20 protein-coding genes are annotated in these 19,925 nt (G+C 42.1%); 10 read left to right on the plus strand and 10 right to left on the minus strand.

The window, feature by feature from the left end; all coding sequences use genetic code 11:
• Positions 1-41: 41 nt before the first annotated feature.
• The 4 genes from CXF82_RS05215 to CXF82_RS05230 all read left to right on the plus strand — a co-directional run bounded on the left by CXF82_RS05215 (position 42) and on the right by CXF82_RS05230 (position 3,255).
• Positions 42-608: a DUF4136 domain-containing protein gene (locus CXF82_RS05215; RefSeq protein ID WP_101092670.1), complete on the plus strand. Its 567-nt coding sequence runs from the start codon at positions 42-44 to the stop codon at positions 606-608.
• Between the two features lie 263 nt (positions 609-871).
• Complete coding sequence (gltS, locus tag CXF82_RS05220; RefSeq protein WP_101092671.1) at positions 872-2,101, plus strand: sodium/glutamate symporter; 1,230 nt, start codon at positions 872-874, stop codon at positions 2,099-2,101.
• A gap of 247 nt (positions 2,102-2,348) precedes the next feature.
• On the plus strand, positions 2,349-2,885 hold the full coding sequence (locus tag CXF82_RS05225) for an RNA polymerase sigma factor (RefSeq protein ID WP_102043770.1): 537 nt from the start codon (positions 2,349-2,351) through the stop codon (positions 2,883-2,885).
• 1 nt (position 2,886) lies between these two features.
• The gene (locus CXF82_RS05230; RefSeq protein ID WP_102038786.1) at positions 2,887-3,255 is read left to right on the plus strand and encodes a DUF6768 family protein; all 369 of its coding nucleotides are present in this window, start codon (positions 2,887-2,889) and stop codon (positions 3,253-3,255) included.
• A 71-nt stretch (positions 3,256-3,326) separates the two neighbouring features.
• Here the strand turns inward: CXF82_RS05230 and CXF82_RS05235 are convergent, their stop codons facing one another.
• From CXF82_RS05235 to pepT, 4 genes are all read right to left on the minus strand, one after another.
• Complete coding sequence (locus tag CXF82_RS05235; protein ID WP_102043771.1) at positions 3,327-3,842, minus strand: NUDIX hydrolase; 516 nt, start codon at positions 3,840-3,842, stop codon at positions 3,327-3,329.
• A gap of 171 nt (positions 3,843-4,013) precedes the next feature.
• The gene (locus tag CXF82_RS05240; RefSeq protein WP_101092863.1) at positions 4,014-4,715 is read right to left on the minus strand and encodes a tRNA (adenine(22)-N(1))-methyltransferase; all 702 of its coding nucleotides are present in this window, start codon (positions 4,713-4,715) and stop codon (positions 4,014-4,016) included.
• Between the two features lie 100 nt (positions 4,716-4,815).
• A complete protein-coding gene (locus CXF82_RS05245) occupies positions 4,816-5,532 on the minus strand; it encodes a Rossmann-fold NAD(P)-binding domain-containing protein (RefSeq protein WP_102043772.1) in 717 nt (238 codons plus the stop codon).
• A gap of 807 nt (positions 5,533-6,339) precedes the next feature.
• Complete coding sequence (gene pepT / locus CXF82_RS05260; protein WP_102043781.1) at positions 6,340-7,572, minus strand: peptidase T; 1,233 nt, start codon at positions 7,570-7,572, stop codon at positions 6,340-6,342.
• A 323-nt stretch (positions 7,573-7,895) separates the two neighbouring features.
• Here pepT and CXF82_RS05265 point away from each other — a divergent pair, with 323 nt between their 5' ends.
• Complete coding sequence (locus tag CXF82_RS05265) at positions 7,896-8,663, plus strand: ABC transporter permease (protein ID WP_102043774.1); 768 nt, start codon at positions 7,896-7,898, stop codon at positions 8,661-8,663.
• 233 nt (positions 8,664-8,896) lie between these two features.
• Positions 8,897-9,658 (plus strand): outer membrane beta-barrel protein, encoded by a 762-nt coding sequence (locus CXF82_RS05270; protein ID WP_145991656.1) that lies wholly within the window; start codon positions 8,897-8,899, stop codon positions 9,656-9,658.
• Between the two features lie 118 nt (positions 9,659-9,776).
• On the opposite strand, the gene CXF82_RS05275 is transcribed toward CXF82_RS05270, so the two are convergent.
• A complete protein-coding gene (locus CXF82_RS05275) occupies positions 9,777-10,004 on the minus strand; it encodes a hypothetical protein (protein ID WP_101092678.1) in 228 nt (75 codons plus the stop codon).
• 598 nt (positions 10,005-10,602) lie between these two features.
• On the opposite strand from CXF82_RS05275, the gene rsmS reads away from it, so the two are divergent.
• Together rsmS and CXF82_RS05290 are read left to right on the plus strand one after the other, a co-directional pair.
• Positions 10,603-10,767, plus strand: a complete 165-nt coding sequence (rsmS, locus tag CXF82_RS05285) for a pleiotropic regulatory protein RsmS (RefSeq protein ID WP_101092680.1) — start codon at positions 10,603-10,605, stop codon at positions 10,765-10,767.
• Between the two features lie 72 nt (positions 10,768-10,839).
• Positions 10,840-11,562 (plus strand): DUF599 domain-containing protein, encoded by a 723-nt coding sequence (locus CXF82_RS05290; protein ID WP_101092681.1) that lies wholly within the window; start codon positions 10,840-10,842, stop codon positions 11,560-11,562.
• On the opposite strand, the gene CXF82_RS05295 is transcribed toward CXF82_RS05290, so the two are convergent.
• Positions 11,546-12,895, minus strand: a complete 1,350-nt coding sequence (locus CXF82_RS05295) for an ABC1 kinase family protein (RefSeq protein WP_102043775.1) — start codon at positions 12,893-12,895, stop codon at positions 11,546-11,548. The two genes, CXF82_RS05290 and CXF82_RS05295, sit on opposite strands and share 17 nt — an antisense overlap.
• A gap of 213 nt (positions 12,896-13,108) precedes the next feature.
• Between CXF82_RS05295 and CXF82_RS05300 the strand changes: the two genes are divergently transcribed.
• Entirely contained in the window at positions 13,109-14,482 is a 1,374-nt protein-coding gene (locus CXF82_RS05300; protein ID WP_102043776.1) for a leucine-rich repeat-containing protein kinase family protein, read from the plus strand.
• A 53-nt stretch (positions 14,483-14,535) separates the two neighbouring features.
• Here the strand turns inward: CXF82_RS05300 and CXF82_RS05305 are convergent, their stop codons facing one another.
• The 4 genes from CXF82_RS05305 to CXF82_RS05320 all read right to left on the minus strand — a co-directional run bounded on the left by CXF82_RS05305 (position 14,536) and on the right by CXF82_RS05320 (position 18,402).
• A complete protein-coding gene (locus CXF82_RS05305) occupies positions 14,536-15,771 on the minus strand; it encodes a DUF3300 domain-containing protein (protein WP_102043777.1) in 1,236 nt (411 codons plus the stop codon).
• A 103-nt stretch (positions 15,772-15,874) separates the two neighbouring features.
• Positions 15,875-17,329, minus strand: a complete 1,455-nt coding sequence (locus CXF82_RS05310) for an ATP-binding protein (RefSeq protein WP_257982734.1) — start codon at positions 17,327-17,329, stop codon at positions 15,875-15,877.
• Between the two features lie 32 nt (positions 17,330-17,361).
• Positions 17,362-18,063: a response regulator transcription factor gene (locus CXF82_RS05315; RefSeq protein WP_102043779.1), complete on the minus strand. Its 702-nt coding sequence runs from the start codon at positions 18,061-18,063 to the stop codon at positions 17,362-17,364.
• 21 nt (positions 18,064-18,084) lie between these two features.
• On the minus strand, positions 18,085-18,402 hold the full coding sequence (locus tag CXF82_RS05320) for a PepSY domain-containing protein (RefSeq protein WP_101092687.1): 318 nt from the start codon (positions 18,400-18,402) through the stop codon (positions 18,085-18,087).
• A 227-nt stretch (positions 18,403-18,629) separates the two neighbouring features.
• Between CXF82_RS05320 and CXF82_RS05325 the strand changes: the two genes are divergently transcribed.
• Entirely contained in the window at positions 18,630-19,469 is an 840-nt protein-coding gene (locus CXF82_RS05325; RefSeq protein ID WP_257982735.1) for a choice-of-anchor H family protein, read from the plus strand.
• The last annotated feature ends 456 nt before the right edge of the window (positions 19,470-19,925 follow it).

The following is a 19,925-nucleotide window of genomic DNA, read 5'->3' on the forward strand; positions in this document are numbered from 1 at the left end:
TTAAACAATGTTGAACGCCTTTAAGCGTGGATGGAGAAAACATGAACAAGTTATTGGTAATTATCGTTGCATTAGCACTGAGTGCTTGTAGCTCCCTTAAAACGAGCTCTGACTATGATCCAGCCGTAAATTTTACTGATGTTAAAACTTATGCTTGGGTTGAGAAAAAGACCGCTGATGCGACATATCACCTCGATGGGTTAATGGATCAGCGTGTGCGCGCTGCGGTTAATGATCAGCTGCAGCTAAAAGGGCTGAGCATGGTTAGTGCTGATAAAGCGGATGTGTTGGTGAACTACCTCACTAAAGTCGACAAGAAGATTAATGTCGACACCTTCAATACCAATTATGGCTACAACCCTTATTATGGCGCTGGTTGGGGTCGGGGTGGAATGGGCGGAGTTGGGCATACTCAAACTACGGTCCGTGAATATGAAGTCGGAACCCTGATTCTAGACTTCGTTGATACAAAATCAGGCAAGTTGGTGTGGCGTGGTTCAGTGGCTGACACTATGCGCGATAAAGATACGCCAGAAGAGAGAGTGGAAGTCGTTAATATCGCCATTGGTGCGTTATTGCAAAACTATCCACCTCAACCTGAGAAATAAAAGACTCAATAACAAACGGCCGCAAGGCCGTTTTTTTTGGTCTTTTTTGGGATAGCAGTGGATAGGTTAATCGTCAAAGTTGCATTTAGTGGTCAGTGTTACTGGTTTGTTGCGGGTTGCTATTGTTATCAAGTTGAAACGTGTTAGGTTTGGTATTAAGCGCCTTTTTTAGAGGAGCCATTTGTTAAAGCACTTTATCTCGCCTGAGAGTCGATGTATCTATAGTCTAGAATTTGAATGTTTGTTGGGAGGAAACCTGTTTTATGGAACCACAACTAGTTGAAATAAAGGACTTTGTGTCTTTCACATTAGCGATTATTGCTTTATTTATTGGTAAGGCAATTATCTCTCGTTATGAATTATTACGTAAGTACAGTATTCCTGAGCCTGTCGTTGGCGGCTTTGCTTGTGCTGCTACGGTGGGGATACTGTATTACGCATTTGATATTCAGATTGAATTTAACCTAGCCGTTAGAGATACCTTATTGCTCTACTTCTTTGCCGGAATTGGTCTGAAAGCCGATTTTGCGACGCTGTTAAAGGGCGGAAAGCCCTTACTCATCTTAATCGTCTTAGCTAGCGTGTTTATATTTCTGCAGAACTTTACCGGTGTTGGTGTTGCGACCTTGTTTGGTTTAGATCCTAAAGCGGGCTTGATGTCAGGTTCTATCGCATTGATAGGGGGTGTCGGTACCGCTATGGCTTGGACGCCGACGTTTGTTGAAGAATTAGGGATTGTTAACGCCAGTGAACTCGGTATTGCATCAAATACATTAGGGCTTATTTCAGCGTGTGTTATTGGTGGTCCGATTGCTGCTTACTTAATGAAGCGCCATCAAGTTAAAGCTAATAATAACGATGAACTCGATATTGGTGCCAGCCATCAAAATAATACTGCACATATGAAGGTCGATTATTTTGGTGTGTTACGTGCTTGGTTATGGCTAAACGTGACGCTTATTATCGGTTACTTTATTGATCTTGCGATGCAAGAAGCGGGTCTGAAACTGCCGATGTTCGTCGCTTGTCTTCTCGCAGGTATTATCATCGGTAATTTAGGTCGAGTGATATTGAATCGACGTAAGAACAAAGACATAACTTATATTGAAGATGCTTCGCGAGGGTTATCGTTAATTCAAGATATTTGTCTTGGTATGTTTTTAACCATGGCGCTGATGAGTCTGAAGATCTGGGAACTTGAGGGAAGTTTATTATACATTTCGGTGATTATGACGCTGCAAGTGTTCCTCTCGGTGGTGTTTACTATCTTTGTAGTGTTTCGTTTTATGGGCAAAGACTACGAGGCCGCAGTGATCTGCTCTGGTTTTGGCGGGGTGACTTTGGGTTCAACTGCGACCGCAATTGTGAATATGACGGCGGTAACGCAACAGTACGGCGCGGCGCACAGGGCATTTATTATTGTACCGTTAGTGTGTGGTTTCTTTATCGACATTATTAACGCAATGATTATTAATCTATTTGTCTATTTCTAAGCTGATGCTATGTGATTAGGGAGCTTTTGCTCCCTTTTTTATTTTCAGACCTACAGCTTCTTATTCACTGGCTGGTTATCAAAGAACCAGCCCTGTATCGAATCTTTTCGATACAGGGCTAATGTCTCACCCTGTCATACCTTTTCATCTTGTTCAGCTAGAAAGACTATTCTCAACTTCTAAATGAACCTTTTATCAATATCTATCGTCTTTAATACAAATGGGCTAATGGAGAGATGATCACACGATGCAGCAAGCGCAAATTGAGTTGTGGGTACTTGAAACTCAAGCGGGTAGTCAGCAGTCATTCTCTGCCTTATGTCATCACTTCTATCCGAGCGCGATAGGCTTTGCAGTCAAAGTGGCTGGGGATGTTAATTTGGCTGAAGATGCGGTGCAGGAGGCTCTGTTAAAGCTGTCGAGAACTATCCATAAAATTCAGGACCCAGCCACGATTAATGCTTGGGTGTTCAAGTTAGTACGTTGGCAAGTTCTGGATTTAATTAAACAGCAAAAGCATTATCAAAACATTGAAAATATTGAGGTCGTAGCGCCGATTTCGAATGATAGCGATGAGGTTAACGCTAATAATAGTACCGATGGCTTTAAAGCATTATTAGCACAGATCCCACTGGTAGAAGGTCAGGTGCTATACCTGTTTTATTTACAAGAATTTAGCATCACTGATATTGCAAGAATACTAGAGGTCCCAATAGGCACCGTTAAGTCTCGTTTATTTCGGGCTAGAAAAATGCTCAAACAACAGATAGAGCAGGAGAACTAATATGAATATCGACAAAAAAATTCGTCAAGAATTGGCAAGAGAGCAACAGCAAGTTAATGCAACACGCAGCCAGGACCCAACACTGTTTGGGATGCTAGGAGATGCTTACAAGGGACGGCTCGGCGGCTGGATGATATTAATGAGTTTTATCGCCGTGTTACTCAGTGGGTTAATGTTGTGGTCGGGCTATCAATTCTTTTTCGTTGTAGAGAGCGAAGCTGCGTTAATTAAGTGGGGCGTGACACTGTTATTGAGCAGTATGATGCAGATAGCGATAAAGATGTGGACCTTCAATGAAATGAACCGTAACGCCATTCAGCGGGAAATAAAGCGCCTTGAAGTGGCGATTGAAAAACGGGATCAAGGCTAAATTGACTTAAGTTAAGCGCTTACTGTTAAGGTGACGGTTCTTCATTGCTATTTAGAACCGTTATTCAAAGCCTAAAGCAATTCTTCTACAATGAGTTTTAACAGGTATGTCTCACGTTCTATCGACATGCCTTTTTTAGGACTATTGGCAATGGTATGTTCATTGTGAGCTATGGCTTGGTGAATATTAATCCATAGAGGGCGCATGCCATTTTGGATCTCATGCTGCTCAAGTCGAGTTTCACCCAGTTCTGGATGAATGGTGCAAACATAGCAATATGACTCGATATGCACTAAATCAAAGTCATCTTTGTACCAAGGTCGAAACTCTTCATAGCAGCCAAATTCACTTAAAATATCGATATGTTGTGCACCGGTCTCCTCTTCAAGCTCTCTCACTAGCCCTTGGCGCAGATCTTCACCCTCATCGACACCACCCCCAGGGATGCTGTAATCATGATAGCGCTCGGTGTATAGCATGAGAATATTTTCGCCATCAAGAATAATGCCGCGTGCAGCCTGGCGATGGAATCGCTTGCCCTCAAGTGAGGCGAGTTCGGGGTGAATGGTGGATTTTAATAGGCGCATAGTTCACTTAGGGTTAGGTTGCTAATACCGATAATATTAATTATCAGGTCATGCTTAATGGTTAAGATGTACAGCTACTGTGTTGTGAGTCTTACCATTACAAAAGAGTGCAGATGATAGCCTCATGCACTATCAATTATGACCTTAATGATGGTCGTTATATTGCTCATTTCAGCTTTGAGGTTGTAATGCTTGATAAGCGTTGATGATCTGCGTTATCTCATTTTTTTGGACTTCATCTAGGCTTGGTTTTTTTAATAAGCCCACTTGAGTACGTTGATAATGGGCTAAGGTTTTTTGTAAATAACGTTGATCAATTAGGCGAGTTAAATCCCACATTTTATTGCCAACCAGCGAAACCGCTTGTTGAGATTGCGTCGATACATGCAAAATTTCGTAGAAGCGTTGGTTCTCTTCAATAAGATGTTCGTCGATTAACCCAAGGTTAAGTTTGGCTAATGCCTTGCGAACCTCAAAGATGTGATGCACAGGGCAAAGGATAAACTCAAGCGAATGCTGCGGATACTTTGCCAAAATGGCCTGTACTAGCTCAATTAAAAGCTGGCCACCTACGCCGGCAATAATGATCAGTTGGGATTGCTTTTTATCAGCTATTGGCAACAAAGCGACATCGATGCAGTGAACTTGCCAGCGCTTTTCTTTGCCGTCAGTTACTGGATAGAAGCGCTCTAACTTTGCTGAAACCTCCTGCATTAAATCAGGCACCACATCGACAAAATGGACGGTGTCAGCACAGTTGTTATCCAATAATTTAGCGCCTAACAAGCCATGATCGCAGCAACAATCCCAGATGTGGTCATAGTGCTTGTGCACCATGGTGGCTATCTTTCTAAGTCGCTGGCTTATTTTCATTTGCATGTGTGATGTTAGGTTTGAGAATGGGAAAGCATTCTAATCTATCTTGTACTGATTTAAACCCTATCAGCTCCATAAAACCTGTAAATATAGATATTCACAGCATGGTTTCGTTGTGAACTCTTATCACCTGTCGTTCAGCCATCGTTGAATTAGTTGAATTAACTGGATATAACTTTTTAGGGTTGAGCGCCATCGTTAACATGGCACTTGCCACACTGTTGGCAGAGATGGGTTGATAACGTTTTAAAGGCCCGATAAACAGCGGAGAAACGAGGTTGAAAACAGATTGCCCCAATGATTCAAGCGGTCGGTGTTGAGAGCGCTCCCCTAAAAGTAGGCTCGGTTGAAATAAAATAAGCTTGGCGATAGCGCCTTTGGCTTGCTCGTTAGTGGCTAGCGTAGACGCTAAGGCTAAGGCTAATTCGGTTTCACCTTTAATTCTGTTATAAAAGGTACTTGATTGGGCGTCAGCACCCAGTGCCGTCACTACGAGGTTAGTGCTGGCATGGCATAATTGCACAAAGTCGATAACAGCCGTTTTATCTACGGCGATAAATGCTTGCTGGCTTCCTGCTTGTTTGATCGTGGTGCCTAAACAGCAAAAAGCATGGTCTATTTTTTCGCCGACAGTGACAGTGGGTAATTGTGATAATTGGCAGGAGATGAATATGACTTCAGTTGCTAATGATGCTGCAAACGTAGCTTCACGGCGACCAAAGACTAAAATTTTGTTGTAGGCCGCTGAATCGATCAGCTTTTGCAGAAGTAGCCGACCAATTAAACCTGTTGCGCCAATGATTGCAGCATTCATTAAATAACGTCTCTATCGTAAATGGTTAGCTTGCAGTCTAAGGGCAAACGAGCTGGATTTGAATCCCTTAATCTTGTCTGCATGATTACGCTTATGCATCAGTCACTACAACCATACAAAACTCATTAAATTAATAACGAGTTTTGTATTGGAATAGACCTGATGAGATCACTGTACTTTGAGTGTTGTAGAATTTAGGCTAGCCTTCAAACAACCAACCTTGCCAGCTTTGCATACGCAAAATGACTTTCGGATAATTGAAAATGCTTTCCAGTTAGGCGAGTAGACAGCCACATGTGCATCGGTACCAGCAGATAAAGGCATATCAGCAATTAACTCTGGCTGATTTAGCTCGACTTTAACTAGCTATGCCCTGCTTGAGCATTTTGTTCCGGCTTTATTAGATGCCCGATGGCATGACTGCACCTTGGGCAAAGATATCATTGACTTGCACTACGGTAGCGCTAAATGCGTGTCCAGGAGTATTTGCCTGACTTATTGTCAATGGCTTATTCCCTTTTAAGTGAGTGCAACAACGAAGTGGGCTTGCACAACGCCTTCTCCGATGGGTATGCTTTTTATATTAAGAGTGGGGTTTACTCTACATTAATGATTTTACCAATGGAGCGACCATTCCTTGTAATCAATGCTTTGATTAAACCCCCACTGAATCCTGCATCTTCAGGTAGAACGGGTATAGATAGCGATCGTGAGGTTTGATAATACAGCACCTAAATGTGGATTAAGCTTGAGTTAATCCACATTTAGGTTTTGATCGTGACAGTGTTAAATCACCTTGCAGGTGTTTTAATTTAGCATTTGCTCTAGTGCCGTCAATCTCGCTATTTCAATGAGCGTTCGACTGGCTTTTTCCATTGATTCGAGACAGACATATTCATGCTTGCCGTGGAAGTTGTGCCCGCCGGTAAAAATATTGGGGCAGGGTAATCCCATATATGAAAGGCGAGCACCATCGGTACCGCCGCGAATGGGCTTAATGATGGGCTCAATATCAAGGTTGTTCATTGCTTGTTTAGCAATATCGATAATATGTGGATGAGGTAAGATCTGCTGCTTCATGTTGAGATAAGAGTCTTGTAACTCAATAGATAGCTGGCCAATGGAGAGGTTTTGGTTATATTTCTCAACTAAGTCGACCAACCAGCGTTTTCTCTGCTCAAAAAGGGCTAAATCAAAGTCTCGGATGATATACGTAAGTGTTGCTTTTTCGGTGACACCTTCCATGCCGATAAGGTGGAAAAAACCATCGTAATCGCAACTATATTCAGGCGTGTCTTTTAATGGCATTTTAGCATGGAAGCGAGCGGCCATCGTTTGGGCATTGATCATTACACCAAATGCGGTGCCTGGGTGACAATTGTTACCTGTAGCGGTAATGACTGCGGTTGCTGCATTAAAGTTTTCATATTCTAGTTCGCCAACTTGACCGCCATCTACGGTATAGGCCCATTCAGCGCCAAAACCTTCGACGTCAAAATGGTCTGCACCACGCCCAATCTCTTCATCTGGGGTAAAACAAAGTCTTATTCTACCGTGAGGGATGTCAGGGTGAGTGATGAGGTGATGTAGCGCAGTGATAATTTCGGCAATTCCGGCTTTATCATCAGCGCCGAGCAATGTTGTGCCATCGGTCGTAATGAGTGTCTGGCCAGCATATTGATTAAGACTATCAAACTGGCTTGGAGAAAGAACTTCCTCTAAGCCTAGATCAATGTCTTTACCATTATAGTTTTCGATGATTTGTGGAGAAACTGCATCACCAGAGTAATCTGGTGCGGTATCTAAATGAGCGATAAACCCAATACAGGGGACGTTATCAATCGTTGCCGGTACCGTGGCCGTTAAGTATCCCTTATCTGAAAGTTGCACTTCATCAAAGCCTAAACTGACTAACTCCTGACGTAGAAATTGGGCAAATACAAATTGGTTATGAGTACTTGGAACACTATAGTGTTGGCCGTCAGATTGAGTGTTAAAACTGACATATTTGAGGAAACGCTCACGTAGATGTTGTTTCATATTCAAGTTTTTTAATATCGAAAAGTGGCCAGAGTCTACCAAGGCGCAAAACGAATTCATTAGATATTGATCAAGTTTTTTTGAATTCAAAACTAATTATACAAATTGACGATGTTAAAAGTGTGACTGAGATGGTGTTAATGCGTGTTTAATTTGCCGCTAGTTTGTTGTTTTCGTTAATGAGTATAGCGTTGAAGCGTCGCCATTATCCCATATTAAACCTAGTCATTATTTTTAGATGATTTTATTGAATTAGTTACCTATAACTGTCCATTGCGATTATATTGCCTTATTGCTGTTTCAAAACTTAATAGAAGAGCTGTATGGATATTAGCTGGTGGCAATTGGCAAGTTTTATGATTATTTTGGTCGTCCCTGTTGGTATCGAACGTTATTTCAAGCTGGGGCTAAGCAAAGAAATGCTAAGTGCAGTGGCGCGTATGATGGTGCAACTCGTCCTAGTGGGGGTTTATCTGCAATACCTGTTTGAACTTAATAGTTTATCGGTCAATCTATTATGGTTATTATTGATGCTACTCATTGGTGCCAGTGCCATCGTGAGCAAGGCAAAGTTGTCGCGTAAGTTACTCTATCTCCCTGTTCTAGCCGGTTTATCATTAGGCTTATTTCCAGTGCTTTGGTTGATGATTGTTTATTTGCTAGCACCTGAACCTCTTTATAGCGCGCAATACCTGATCCCGGCAGCGGGTATGCTGTTAGGTAACTGCTTGAGCGGCAATATCGTTGCTTTGCAGCGTTTGTTTGGTGCTTTTGAAGATAGAAAAACTGAATATGAGGGAGCATTAGCATTAGGGGCTACGGCCTACCAAGCCGCGCTACCTTTTGTCCAATCAGCAATGCAACAATCTTTTGCGCCGATACTTGCGTCAATGGCAACGACAGGCTTAGTGACACTACCAGGGATGATGACTGGGCAGATTTTAGGTGGCGTAGATCCTCTTATTGCCATTAAGTACCAAATCGTTATTTTAGTGGCTATCTTTGTCACCTTGACGGTATCGGTATCGAGCTCACTATTATTGAGTATTAAAACCGCCATCACCATTAATGGGCGAGTAAGGCAGTCTTGAATGCTAATACTTAAGATCTTTAACAACGATTGGCAATAGGAAAACATGGGCAACGACATTTTTTCGTAAATAAATGCTGGCGATATGGGTAATATCTAAAAATTCTACTAGGCTTGTTACTAGCTAATACAGCGTTAATTCATAATCTTAAGAATAGTAGGTTAGGCTATTCATAAACCGTTATTGACTTAGTGATATTGGCTATCTTTGATTACAGACTGAATGGAAATGGAATGTCTATGTTTAAGTCGCTTATATTTAAATCACTCATGTCATGCTTATTAATGTCACTTTTGTTAGCGAGTCATAATGCAAAAGCCGAAACTTGGGCATTTGAAGTTACCCCCTATTTATGGCTTGTTAATCAGCAAGGTCAAACCGGTTATGTCGATGAAAATGGCATCCCTATCATCGTTGATATGGATATGTCATTTAGTGAGATATTTGAAAATCTAGACGGTGCAGTGTTATTGAATTTTCAAGCGAACAAAGGTAATTGGCAGTTTGGGATTGACTTGGTTTACATGAAACTTAAATATGATACCAAGACTGATTTTGCTTCAGCTGAACTGACAGCGAAGCAAAAAATGCTCGATATAGTGGTTGCTTACCGTTTTTCAAAGCAAGCTAATATTGAGTGGTATGCTTTTGCTGGCGCTCGGGTTATCGATATCAGTAATAAGTTGGAAGTCAGTTTTTTTGAACAGCGTCGTGAGCCAAGTTTTGGTGATGATTGGTATGATCCGCTTATCGGTATTAAAAATAAGTGGAGCTTTAGTGACGGATTCTATCTTATAAGCCGTGCAGATGTAGCAGGTTTTGGCGTTGGTTCTGATTTCTCTTGGTCATTAAACTTAACCATGAATCAAGATTTATCAGAAAATTGGGCGCTGAAATATAGCTTTAGGTATATAGACGTTGATTATGATGATAACGATTTTATATTTGATATGGCATCTAGTGGTTTTGGCTTGGGGATCACTTACCAGTTTTAGAGCTTTAAGAGATAGAAACCTAATCCAAATGTTGGTTTAACTAGGCTGCTTAATAATCCAAATTGAACCGTGGATCAGAGCAGCCTAACTATTTATTCATTCAGCCGATGTTGACCCTTTATAGAATGATTTCCATATCAAGTTCGATATCAGTACAACCCTTCTTGCAACGGATCCCTGAAACGGTTTTGTCTTGGCCTTTAACCGGTAACTTCATCTCTAGTACTTGCTTGCAAGTCTGACAAAGTACGGTATTTCCCTTGAACACTCGCTTAATAAGATTCTTTTGCTCATTAAAAGATTTAGCTGTGGTGTCATTTATTACTGAGAAATCCATCTTTGCCATCGGGCGTCACCTTAAGTATTTTGTTGGTATTGTTGATTGATAGTGCTTATTAGTAATGAGTATATCTAGGCAACAAGTAATGTGGAAGCGAAAGATACTATCTCTGTGCGCGCTCGGTGCCTATATTTATGAGCGATTAATCTTTTACACGATTAAACAGAAATTTAGCTGTTAATTTTACGTTTTAGGTCGTGGAGTTTAGTCTTTGTACAAAATAGCGGCTGCCATCGCCCCTGAAATTGGGCCGCTTGATTATGCTTTTTATTGCAGTCAACATACTAAAGCCTTATTTGAATGTTCTAGGGCGCTGGATGCTCATGCTGGCAAGAATGAATGCCTTACAAGCATGATAATATCCGCTAAGCGTGCAGGCAGCTTTGCTGCTATCTTAGAGATGTTACTTGTCTTGTCTGGAATAAAAAGGCTTTCTAATCCATCTAGCTTCGTTCATCTAGTTTTGGGATGATGAATGTCTGCAAGATGTAACTGTCAGCGTGATTTATATTACGTATTTCATTTTCATCAAATCTGTTTTTTGATCTTAATCACGATAGAATAGAACACCTTAAGCTAGGTATAGAATGACAGAGGCTAACGTGTGAGTGATGGTAATAATGAATCAGGGTTGGCAGCTGCGCCAGCTGAAGTTAAATTGGCGGTGGACCTTATTTTCCTTTTAGAATCAAATAATATTGCACCTGAAGTTGCACTTGCAGCGCTAAAAATAGTGAGTGCAGATCTAGAAAGTAAGCTAACGGCTTAATCTTGCTGCTACGCATGTCCCAGTTTAGTGAGGGGCGTTCTCTATTTTTCATTCGGTGCTCATGAGAGTGTTATGACTATTTCTGTATTAGATGTTATTGCAATTATGACCTTTATTTTTAGTTGGGTCGGCTATGCCCACTTTGCTAAAAGTAAGGCTAAAACCACTAATTGTATTGCCCGTTGTTTGCATCAACATCGTATTCATTGGATGTATGAGTTGATCAGTCGAGAGATCCGAGTCGGTGAGGCTGCACTGCTAGCCAACCTAGAGCGTAATATCTCTTTTTTTGCTTCTACGACGATGTTAGTGCTTGCGGGTGTATTAACCCTCTTTGCTCAGGTTGAGCGGTTGGAAGTGATTATTGCAACGATCCCTTATGCAGCAGATCCTAATCATGCACTGGTGCAAGTCAAGTTGGGGGTGTTAACCTTTATCTTTATCATGGCCTTTTTCCAATTTACTTGGTCGATGCGCCAATATGGATTTCTCAATGTGATGATTGGCGCCGCGCCTTATGATAAAGAGGGGCGTAATGAAAACCTACGTCGCTATGCAAAACAGATGGCAGTGGTGCAAGACCAAGCCGCTCACTCATATAATTACGGCTTACGCTGTTACTATTTTTCAATGGCAGCGCTGTGCTGGTTTTTTCACCCGTTACTGTTTATTGCCGCTAGCATATTTGTGGTGGTGACTTTGTACCGACGTGAATTCAAATCAAAAGCCGTATTGGCGATTACCGAAGGCCAAGAGTTGCTCAAAGCGGAGCGTCAGATTAAGTATCAATCGTAAAAGGGGATGCCTGTAACTGTGCTTCGAACAACTGCTTTACGTTGACCTTAGCGCCTATTTTTGATGCTAGTAAATACAAGCCTGCTAGCTTTCTGTGAATAAATATCGCATCTGCTGGTGGGCTATGCCATTCGTTACGATCCATGCTCATTGACATGCCTGCCTGCTTTATTCTTTTCGCTAATGTATTGTCACTAAAATCATAATCCCCTTCAAAGCGTAATGGCTCACAAGCTAGATAGAAGATATCTAACACCAGAGACTTTTGCTCTTTAGTTATCGCGTCTTGGAAAAAACCGATATTCTGAGCCGCATTTCCCATCGTTTTTCTGTCGTTAGTAATACTGGCAGCCATAAGCTGCTTATATTGATCAGATAGCGCGCTTGGAATTGCACGGGTAGCACCAAAATCAAGCAGTACTAATTTGTCAGACTCAGCTTGGTATTGGTAGTTGGCAAAATTGGGATCTGTTTGCATGAGCTTGAAAGCAAATAGCTCTTTAAAGAATAGTTTCAGTAGTCTTGTGGCGATATTGTTTCTGGTCACTTGCTCTAGCGTATTGATGGACTCAATACTTTGTCCATCGATAAACTCCATCACTAAAATATTTTGATTACAAAGTACTGGATAGGTAGTAGGAACAATAAATTCATCCGCATTTATCTCATTGTTGGCAATAAGAGATTGAAAACATTGCAACATGGAGAGTTCATTTTGATAGTCGGCTTCAACATGAAGTTGTTTTTTTGCTTCAGCTAACAGTTGGTCAAACTGAACGTTACTCGGGATAAGCTTAGACAATTTAAGTATCGCAGCAACATTGTCGATATCACTGTCAATACTATTACGGATCCCTGGATATTGCAGTTTGACTGCCAGTTTTTCGCCTGATGCTAACGTGGCTAAATGCACTTGACCAATTGATGCCGCTGCAAAAGGGTTAAGTTCAAAATGGGCGAAAGGGTCTAGCCAATCGTTCCCCCAGCTTGTTTTTAATAAAGTGACCAATTGTTTGTGCGGCATCGCCTTAGCGTCAGAGCGCAGTCGTGACAGAATATCACTCAACTCTTTTGGTAATAGCTCACCAGAGTCCATCGACAGCATTTGACCCACCTTCATCGCAGCGCCACGAAGTTCGGCAAGTTTGTCCGCCATATGAGTAATGTTACTGGGGGTCATCACTAATTCATTTAACGACGGCTTCTGACCTTGGCTAAGCCTTTTAGCCCCCTCTACTAATACGTTACCAGCAAGGCGAGATGCTAGCCCTCCTAAGGAGGAAAATCGGGATAAGCGACTGGTAGGGACTTTAGCTGTTTGTTTATGCTTCATTGTACTTAACCTTAGTCTCTGACAGTAAGCAGATAGTAGTGATAGCGTTAGTGAGGTCGTTAATATTATTTGATGCTAAAGCAATACGTTAGAAAGTAAATATGGATCAGTTCGAGAGGGGGTAATTTATAATCCTGTTAATCGTCGCTTTCTCATTTTTCTCGGATGTATTACCATTGCCGCCATTTTGGACATTCGGTAGGGCAGTAGATTTTGCAGACATTGGCACAGTTAACATCAGGCGAGTTAAAAGGCATTAAACGATTAACCCTTTCAGAGAATTTTACCGTATTTCCTGAGGCTATTTTTTCGCTCGCAGATACCTTAGAGGTGTTAGATCTCTCTGATAATCAGTTAACTGAACTTCCCAATGATTTTGCTCGATTACAGCAATTGAAACGGTTGTTCCTCACCAATAATAAGTTTGAACAGATCCCGACAGTGATAGCGGCTTGTCCTCGTTTAGAGATGATAAGCTTTAAATCTAATAAACTAAGAGCCGTAGCGCAAGGTGCATTGCCTTTGCAAACTCGCTGGTTGATATTGACTGACAATCAAATAACATCGTTACCTGACGATATGGGGTCGTTACATCAATTACAAAAATTAGCACTTGCGGGCAATAAGTTAAGTGCTTTACCGGCCAGTATGGCTAATTGCAGCCATTTAGCGTTAGCGCGAATATCTGCGAATCATTTCACGCAATTTCCTGATTGGTTGTTTCAATTACCAAAGCTTGCTTGGTTAGCGTTATCAGGTAATCCGCTGACCAAAGAGGGTGAGGGTGCACCTATAAGCGCTAAGCTGCAATCGCAGCCGATGCAAACCGTCGCATTAACCGATATCCAATTGGGTCAAGTTATTGGTCAAGGAGCCTCAGGTGTCATTTATAGTGCCAAATGGTTAAAGCAACCAGAGTCACTCTATGGTTGCGATCTCAATATTGCAGTGAAGCTCTTTAAAGGTGAGGTAACAAGCGATGGTTACCCAAGTGATGAGCTTGCGTGTTGTTTACAATCTGGGACCCATCACAATCTTATTAAGGTTGTCGCTCAAATCAGTCAAGCTGACCAACTTGGACTGGTGATGGAACTCATTCCGAGCTCATTTGCTAACTTAGGTTTACCGCCATCGCTAGATACGTGCATCAGAGACACTTTTGTTAACGGCGAAGGGCTTGGATTGCAGCAGGTGTTATTAGTGCTGACTCAAATGGCTGACACCATGACCCATCTACATCAAAATGGCGTAAGTCATGGTGATGTGTATGCACATAATACGATGATTAATCTTGAAGGCTCAATGCTATTTGGTGATTTCGGTGCATCGTCAAATTTGAATTTGTTGCCAGAATTACAAAAAGAAGCGATGGAGAGTATCGAAATTAGAGCGTTGGGATGTTTAATCGATGATCTCGTTGAAAACAGACTACAACCAAGAGCGGAACAACTTGATTTAGTTGCCGGATTGAAGCAAATGAGTGAAGATTGTCTACAGATGGATTTGGCATTACGCCCACGTTTTAGTGAGATGCTAGCATCGCTTAACGCCCTCCAAAATAAGTTCACTGCAGCAATGGTTAGCTAAAGTCAAAATCTCTACTCCATAGACGGGTGATGGTCTATGGAGTTGTTTCGGTCTTAATTCCTATCTCTTTTCTGCTGATGATGATTCGCCTTTGAGTTGTTATTACCCTGTTTGTGGTGGCCGCTTCGCTGGTTTGTTGCTGGCTGACGGCTCTTAGTTTGCTGATGACTCTTAGCTTGTTGATGACTTTTAACAGGCTGATGGCTCTTAGCGGGTTGATAGCTCTTAGTCTGCTGATGACTCTTAGCTTGCTGATGGCTCTTAACCTGTTGATGGCTTTTAACCGGTCTGCCATTTGCATAGTGAGTATTACGCTGAGTGGGTTGCTGTTTTAATTTGTTAGCAAACTGCATCTCACGGCTTTTGTTCACATGATGCGTTTTTTGACCTCTAATTACCTTACTGTGTGCACGGCTCGGACTATGCCTGTTGTACTTGTGTTTCAATGCATTATTACTATAGGCGACGCCGCGTCGATGTTGCGGCTTATGTGCCCAACGCTTTGCACCGTGACTGGTTACAATACGACCATGATGGCGGTAGTGGCGTGAGTTCTTATGATGCACCACTACGACCTGGTGTCTGCTCCATTGAAACGCACTGAAATAGTAGTTGAAACTAATATGCACGCCACTATGCCAGTAGAAATGGCCATAGCTAGGCCTTATATAACCAGGATACATTGCCCAATAAACGGGGGGATAGTTATACCAAGACCAAGCGCCATAGACGACTCTTGGATCATAATAGGGGACGTAAACAACTTCCTTTCTAACCGGCTCAATAACGATTTGGTTATTGACGCGAGTCACCTGCATATTTTGCATATCATCAAGGTTATTAGCATTATCCGCTTGCAGGCGTAAGGTTTGAATACTGGCAAGCACTTGGGCTTCATTCTGTAAAAATGCATCGCCTAGTGATTGAGTCCACTGCAGATCATCACTCAACTTTTGTAACACGGTAGGGAAAGCGACTAAGGCTGTCACACTCGGATCCCATTGCATTGCTTCTGCGTTGTTTACTTGATTTTCAGTACTGAGCTGTTGATTTTTCTGCTGCCATCGCTGCGCTTCTACCACTTCTAAAGGGTAGGTTGCCGCAATCAAAATATGGGTCAGTAAACTGTCTGGATAGAGTGCAATGGGGGCTAGTATTTGTGCCAACTCGCCCTCGCTCAGTTGAGTTTGTATCGTACTATCATAATCTTGTGCGCAGACGCTCGTCGGCGTTATCCATTGCAACAGGATAACCAGAGACAAGCCACAGCATTGTTTGAAAATGTTCATATGCTTTCCTATCGATAATTGACGATGTGGTTATTATAGGAAGGCTAAGATGAACATAAGCTGAAAGTAGAAAAACAGCGGTTATAGGCTGGTGTTGTTATATTTAGTGTTTGAAAATAATGGTAAAAGAGGCGCCTCCTAACCGTTGAGATTGACTAATGGATAGCTGACCATGGTAGCTATCGACCAAATCACGCACTATGGCTAATCCGATCCCGTGGCCCATTTTGTAAGAGTCGGCCCGAATCCCGCGCTCAAATATTTGCGCTTGTAGGGTTTCATTTACGCCACTTCCGTCATCTTCCACTTGCAGCACTAGCGCCGCCCCATTCTGAGTGATGCTGAGCATTACAGTGCTCGCCGCTGCTTTACAGGCATTGTCCAGTACATTGCCCAAAATCTCAGAAAGATCAGCTTCATCACCCTTAAAAATGGCCTCACGGTCAACGTTCTGCTTAATGGTGATGAGTGGTTGGCAGTATATTTTGGGTAGGTTTCGGACCAGTTTATCTGAAATGTTCACCACGGGAATTCCAAGATGCCAGGCACTGCCGGCAGCCGATTGAGCACGTTTCAGTTGGTGGCCAATAATACGGTTTATGTGAGTGACTTGCTCAAATGACTCAGGGCTTAAATCGGTCTGACTTTGAATAACGGCTAGCGGCGTTTTAAGGCTATGAGCAAGGTCTGCTAATGCATTTCGGTAACGTTTACGCTGATTTTGTTCGGTGCTTAGCAAGGTGTTTAATTGCAGTGCAACAGCTTGAAGTTCCGTTGGGTAACGATCAGAAAGCTGATTTGCTTTGCCATTTTCGATGGCACTGAGCTCGGTTTCTAAACTTGAAAGCGGCTTTAACGTCCACCATAGCCAAGTCATCTGTATGGCAAGCAATAAGCCCATAAGGATCATTAACCAGCGCCAAAGTTGCTGAGTAAATTGATCTACCTGTTGTTGAAACTCTGTTTGATCTTTAATGATATGAATGGTGATCGGAAATCGACTATTTAAGTGCTGACTTTCACTGTTTATTGCCGTTGGTAGTTCGAAACTGACACTAAAGCTGTATATCAGGTGTGGTTGGCCATTGAGCTCTATTTCACTGAATTGGCCTTGCCCTTTATTCGGTATAGGCAGCTGATTTGGCAGTTCTATACCCAGTAATGAGTCTGAGCGCCAAGCGATTGTTTGAGTGTCTTTTGAAGTGATATTGGTGCCGTTTAATGGTGTTGCTGATGGCGATGTTTCAATAATTTTTGCATTAAAGGCTGTACGACTCTTGCTCTTAAGCACTGATGTATTTGGAGTGCTAATGGCGGCATATAGGCCTGATTGAATAACGTTGAATTGGTTTTCGAGTAGTACTTCAGGCATCAATACGCCGTCACTGCTCACTTCTGTAACGGCTAAAATAGCGTAAACATAGGCTTTCAGCTCATTCATTGATGCGCTTTTTACTTGTTGTTTAAAGGCATCATTGAGGGTGAAACCAATCAAGGGCATCAATATTAAAATAAGCAGCAGCGCACTCACAATTAGCCTAGCTTTGAGCGAGTGCATGACTTTGGGTAACCGCCTTACTGAGAGCATGGTTATGATGACTTCTTAGGCTCAGGGAGCGGTTCTAGTTTTGTTAGTCGGTATCCTTGCCCCCGTAAAGTTTCGATCATTCCAAGTTGATTGTCAGGATCGAGCTTTTTCCGTAGACGCCGAATAAACACCTCAATAACATTGGAGTCGAGATCAAAGTCTTGGTCATAAATATGCTCGGTGAGTACCGTTTTAGATTTAACTTCACCAATATGCAGCATAAAGTATTCAAATAGCTTGTATTCCGAGCCACTAAGATTAATCAGTTCACCATTTTTAGTGAGTTCTAAGCTACTGGTATTGAGAGATAAAGGGCCGTTGTTAATCACTGGACTGGCTTTTCCTGCGCTGCGACGTATCAAAGCTTTTAGTCTTGCTATCAACTCCTGCGGGTGAAAAGGTTTAGTGAGGTAATCGTCCGCTCCGGCGTCTAAACCTTCGACTTTATCTTGCCAGCTATCACGAGCCGTTAAAATTAAAATAGGAAATTCAATCGCTAGCGCTCTGAGTTGAGTGATAAGCGCAATACCGTCAAGTTTGGGAAGTCCTACGTCAATAATCGCGGCATCGTAGTTGTACTCCTGCCCTTGAAAAAGACCTATCTCGCCATCATCGGCAGTATCGACAGTATAGTTAGCGGCTATCAAGTGCTGCTTAAGATTGCTCTGCAGTGCGAGATCATCTTCAACGAGTAACAGTCTCATATTTGTTCCTTTTGGTTGCAGTTAGTTACGGCGCACGCGGCCTGTTTTGGCATCAACAGTGACGTAAAAAACCACCCCATCTTTTGAAAGTAATTTGACTCGATAACCTGGATTACCATTAACACGAGCAGACTGAACTTTGAGGATCTTTCCTGGATACTGGCTTTTAACTAATTGGGCTGCTTGTTGTGAACTTTTCACTTTAAGTGACTTGGCATCACTATTCGTTGCCATCGCCATGGAGGCTAACGAAATAGTGGCGTAATGCCCGCCAGCATAGGCTGGTAAGGAGCCTAGCGTCAGTAGCGGTATTAATATCAACAGTAGAACAGCTTTCATTAAGAGCACCAAAGGGTTGAGATGTTACCAGTTTAAAAGATCCCGCTAGATTAGTCATCATTCCTGCATCGAGAGCGTGTTTAGCTTGTTAGATATACCGTTTTTAAGATGAACCCAACCTGAATTGCCCAATGGGGATCCGTTAAGTCGCTGATTTTGACGTTCAGCTTGTGTTCATTTGAGTTGGCCTCTAATGACCTCAACCAAATGAATCGCTAGAGGTGATGATGAAACAATTAAAAACCCTAACCAAGCTATTGCCATTTTTTCTGAGTACGTGTTTATTGCCGATGGGCGCAGTAGCACAAGAACATAACCAAACTAGTAGTATCTCTGCGGGATATATGCAGGATAAGGCATTCACAATCTCCTCAGATCAGAGCCATCAATTATCAGCAGCTCAGCGAGAGTTATTATCAGCGCAACGCTTGCAGGTGAGCCCAAGTTTACTAAGCCCAATGAGCAGGGAGCAAGTGATCCAAACGCATATCGATAAAGCGCAGAAGGCTATCATCAAGCGCCAAGCCACAGCATCACCCGCTTTATTTGCCAATGGCATCTATCGAGATTTCTATATTTACGATGCTTACAGCCGCTTGTTTGTTGATAATGACGTTGATGGTTTTTATCAGACCTTTAGTGTGACCTTTGATGCGGACGTTAGTGGGGTATACCTCAATGAAAGAGCGGATGTGTTTGCGGAGCTTTATCTTAGCCGCAATGGAGGTCCTTGGGAGCATTATTACACCACTGACATATTCAGTATTGTTGGTGATGTCACCGATGATGACTTTGAGGTCTTAACCACGTTGGATGTGGGATTTACTCCAGATCATTACGACGTGCTTATCGATCTCTATGAAGTCGGCTACGGTGATATTGTGGCGACAGTAAGCTCAAATGATTTTGATAGTCTCTACGCCTTACCGCTGGAAAGTACCGATTGGGATCATGACTATATTGAGGATGATAGCGATTATGCGGGAAGCACATCTTGGTGGGCACTGCTTGTTATATCGTTAGTTGTTCTTATGCGCAGGACGCGATACGACAATAACGATAAATAGTGTGTTTGGAGATAGGGCCTCTAACCATAAACATTGATAGTTGATTTGTGGACTGACTATCAATGTTATAACCGAAATATTGAGCTGTTAACCGAACATTTAGCGAGGTTTTCTAGCAATATGAGGCAGTGATTTTGACTATTTAAGTCTGTTAATACTCTCTCTCTATTTATTTGTAATAGCTAATGCAAGAGTTCATCACGCCGCAAAACCAGACATATCTCCCTCCGCTACAAGGCAATGAAATACATATTTTTAAGTGGCTTAGGTATCAAATGCTTGTTAATTTTTTTACTAAACTATGCAGGTGTTTCCTTATTAATCACTAACTGCTGCATTGAACATAAGCATTATATGTTCGCGGCAACTAACTATTCTGCTTGATTATTGTTCATTCTACTTATGTGGAGTGAAAATAATTTTGACTGGTTACATTTTGAACGTGTGACTCAAGTC

The organism is Shewanella sp. GutDb-MelDb (assembly GCF_002836075.1).
Classification (GTDB): domain Bacteria; phylum Pseudomonadota; class Gammaproteobacteria; order Enterobacterales; family Shewanellaceae; genus Shewanella.

What these genes read in the sequence shown, in the direction of transcription:
- gltS (WP_101092671.1), top strand. Translation starts at nt 872, where the DNA reads ATGGAACCACAACTAGTTGAAATAAAGGACTTTGTGTCTTTCACATTA.
- CXF82_RS05310 (WP_257982734.1), bottom strand. Translation starts at nt 17,329, where the DNA reads ATGCACTCGCTCAAAGCTAGGCTAATTGTGAGTGCGCTGCTGCTTATT.
- CXF82_RS05295 (WP_102043775.1), bottom strand. Translation starts at nt 12,895, where the DNA reads ATGAAGCATAAACAAACAGCTAAAGTCCCTACCAGTCGCTTATCCCGA.
- CXF82_RS05305 (WP_102043777.1), bottom strand. Translation starts at nt 15,771, where the DNA reads ATGAACATTTTCAAACAATGCTGTGGCTTGTCTCTGGTTATCCTGTTG.
- CXF82_RS05320 (WP_101092687.1), bottom strand. Translation starts at nt 18,402, where the DNA reads ATGAAAGCTGTTCTACTGTTGATATTAATACCGCTACTGACGCTAGGC.
- CXF82_RS05325 (WP_257982735.1), top strand. Translation starts at nt 18,630, where the DNA reads ATGAAACAATTAAAAACCCTAACCAAGCTATTGCCATTTTTTCTGAGT.
- CXF82_RS05235 (WP_102043771.1), bottom strand. Translation starts at nt 3,842, where the DNA reads ATGCGCCTATTAAAATCCACCATTCACCCCGAACTCGCCTCACTTGAG.
- CXF82_RS05315 (WP_102043779.1), bottom strand. Translation starts at nt 18,063, where the DNA reads ATGAGACTGTTACTCGTTGAAGATGATCTCGCACTGCAGAGCAATCTT.
- CXF82_RS05230 (WP_102038786.1), top strand. Translation starts at nt 2,887, where the DNA reads ATGAATATCGACAAAAAAATTCGTCAAGAATTGGCAAGAGAGCAACAG.
- CXF82_RS05245 (WP_102043772.1), bottom strand. Translation starts at nt 5,532, where the DNA reads ATGAATGCTGCAATCATTGGCGCAACAGGTTTAATTGGTCGGCTACTT.
- pepT (WP_102043781.1), bottom strand. Translation starts at nt 7,572, where the DNA reads ATGAAACAACATCTACGTGAGCGTTTCCTCAAATATGTCAGTTTTAAC.
- CXF82_RS05225 (WP_102043770.1), top strand. Translation starts at nt 2,349, where the DNA reads ATGCAGCAAGCGCAAATTGAGTTGTGGGTACTTGAAACTCAAGCGGGT.
- CXF82_RS05275 (WP_101092678.1), bottom strand. Translation starts at nt 10,004, where the DNA reads ATGGCAAAGATGGATTTCTCAGTAATAAATGACACCACAGCTAAATCT.
- CXF82_RS05270 (WP_145991656.1), top strand. Translation starts at nt 8,897, where the DNA reads ATGTCTATGTTTAAGTCGCTTATATTTAAATCACTCATGTCATGCTTA.
- CXF82_RS05215 (WP_101092670.1), top strand. Translation starts at nt 42, where the DNA reads ATGAACAAGTTATTGGTAATTATCGTTGCATTAGCACTGAGTGCTTGT.
- CXF82_RS05290 (WP_101092681.1), top strand. Translation starts at nt 10,840, where the DNA reads ATGACTATTTCTGTATTAGATGTTATTGCAATTATGACCTTTATTTTT.
- CXF82_RS05265 (WP_102043774.1), top strand. Translation starts at nt 7,896, where the DNA reads ATGGATATTAGCTGGTGGCAATTGGCAAGTTTTATGATTATTTTGGTC.
- CXF82_RS05240 (WP_101092863.1), bottom strand. Translation starts at nt 4,715, where the DNA reads ATGAAAATAAGCCAGCGACTTAGAAAGATAGCCACCATGGTGCACAAG.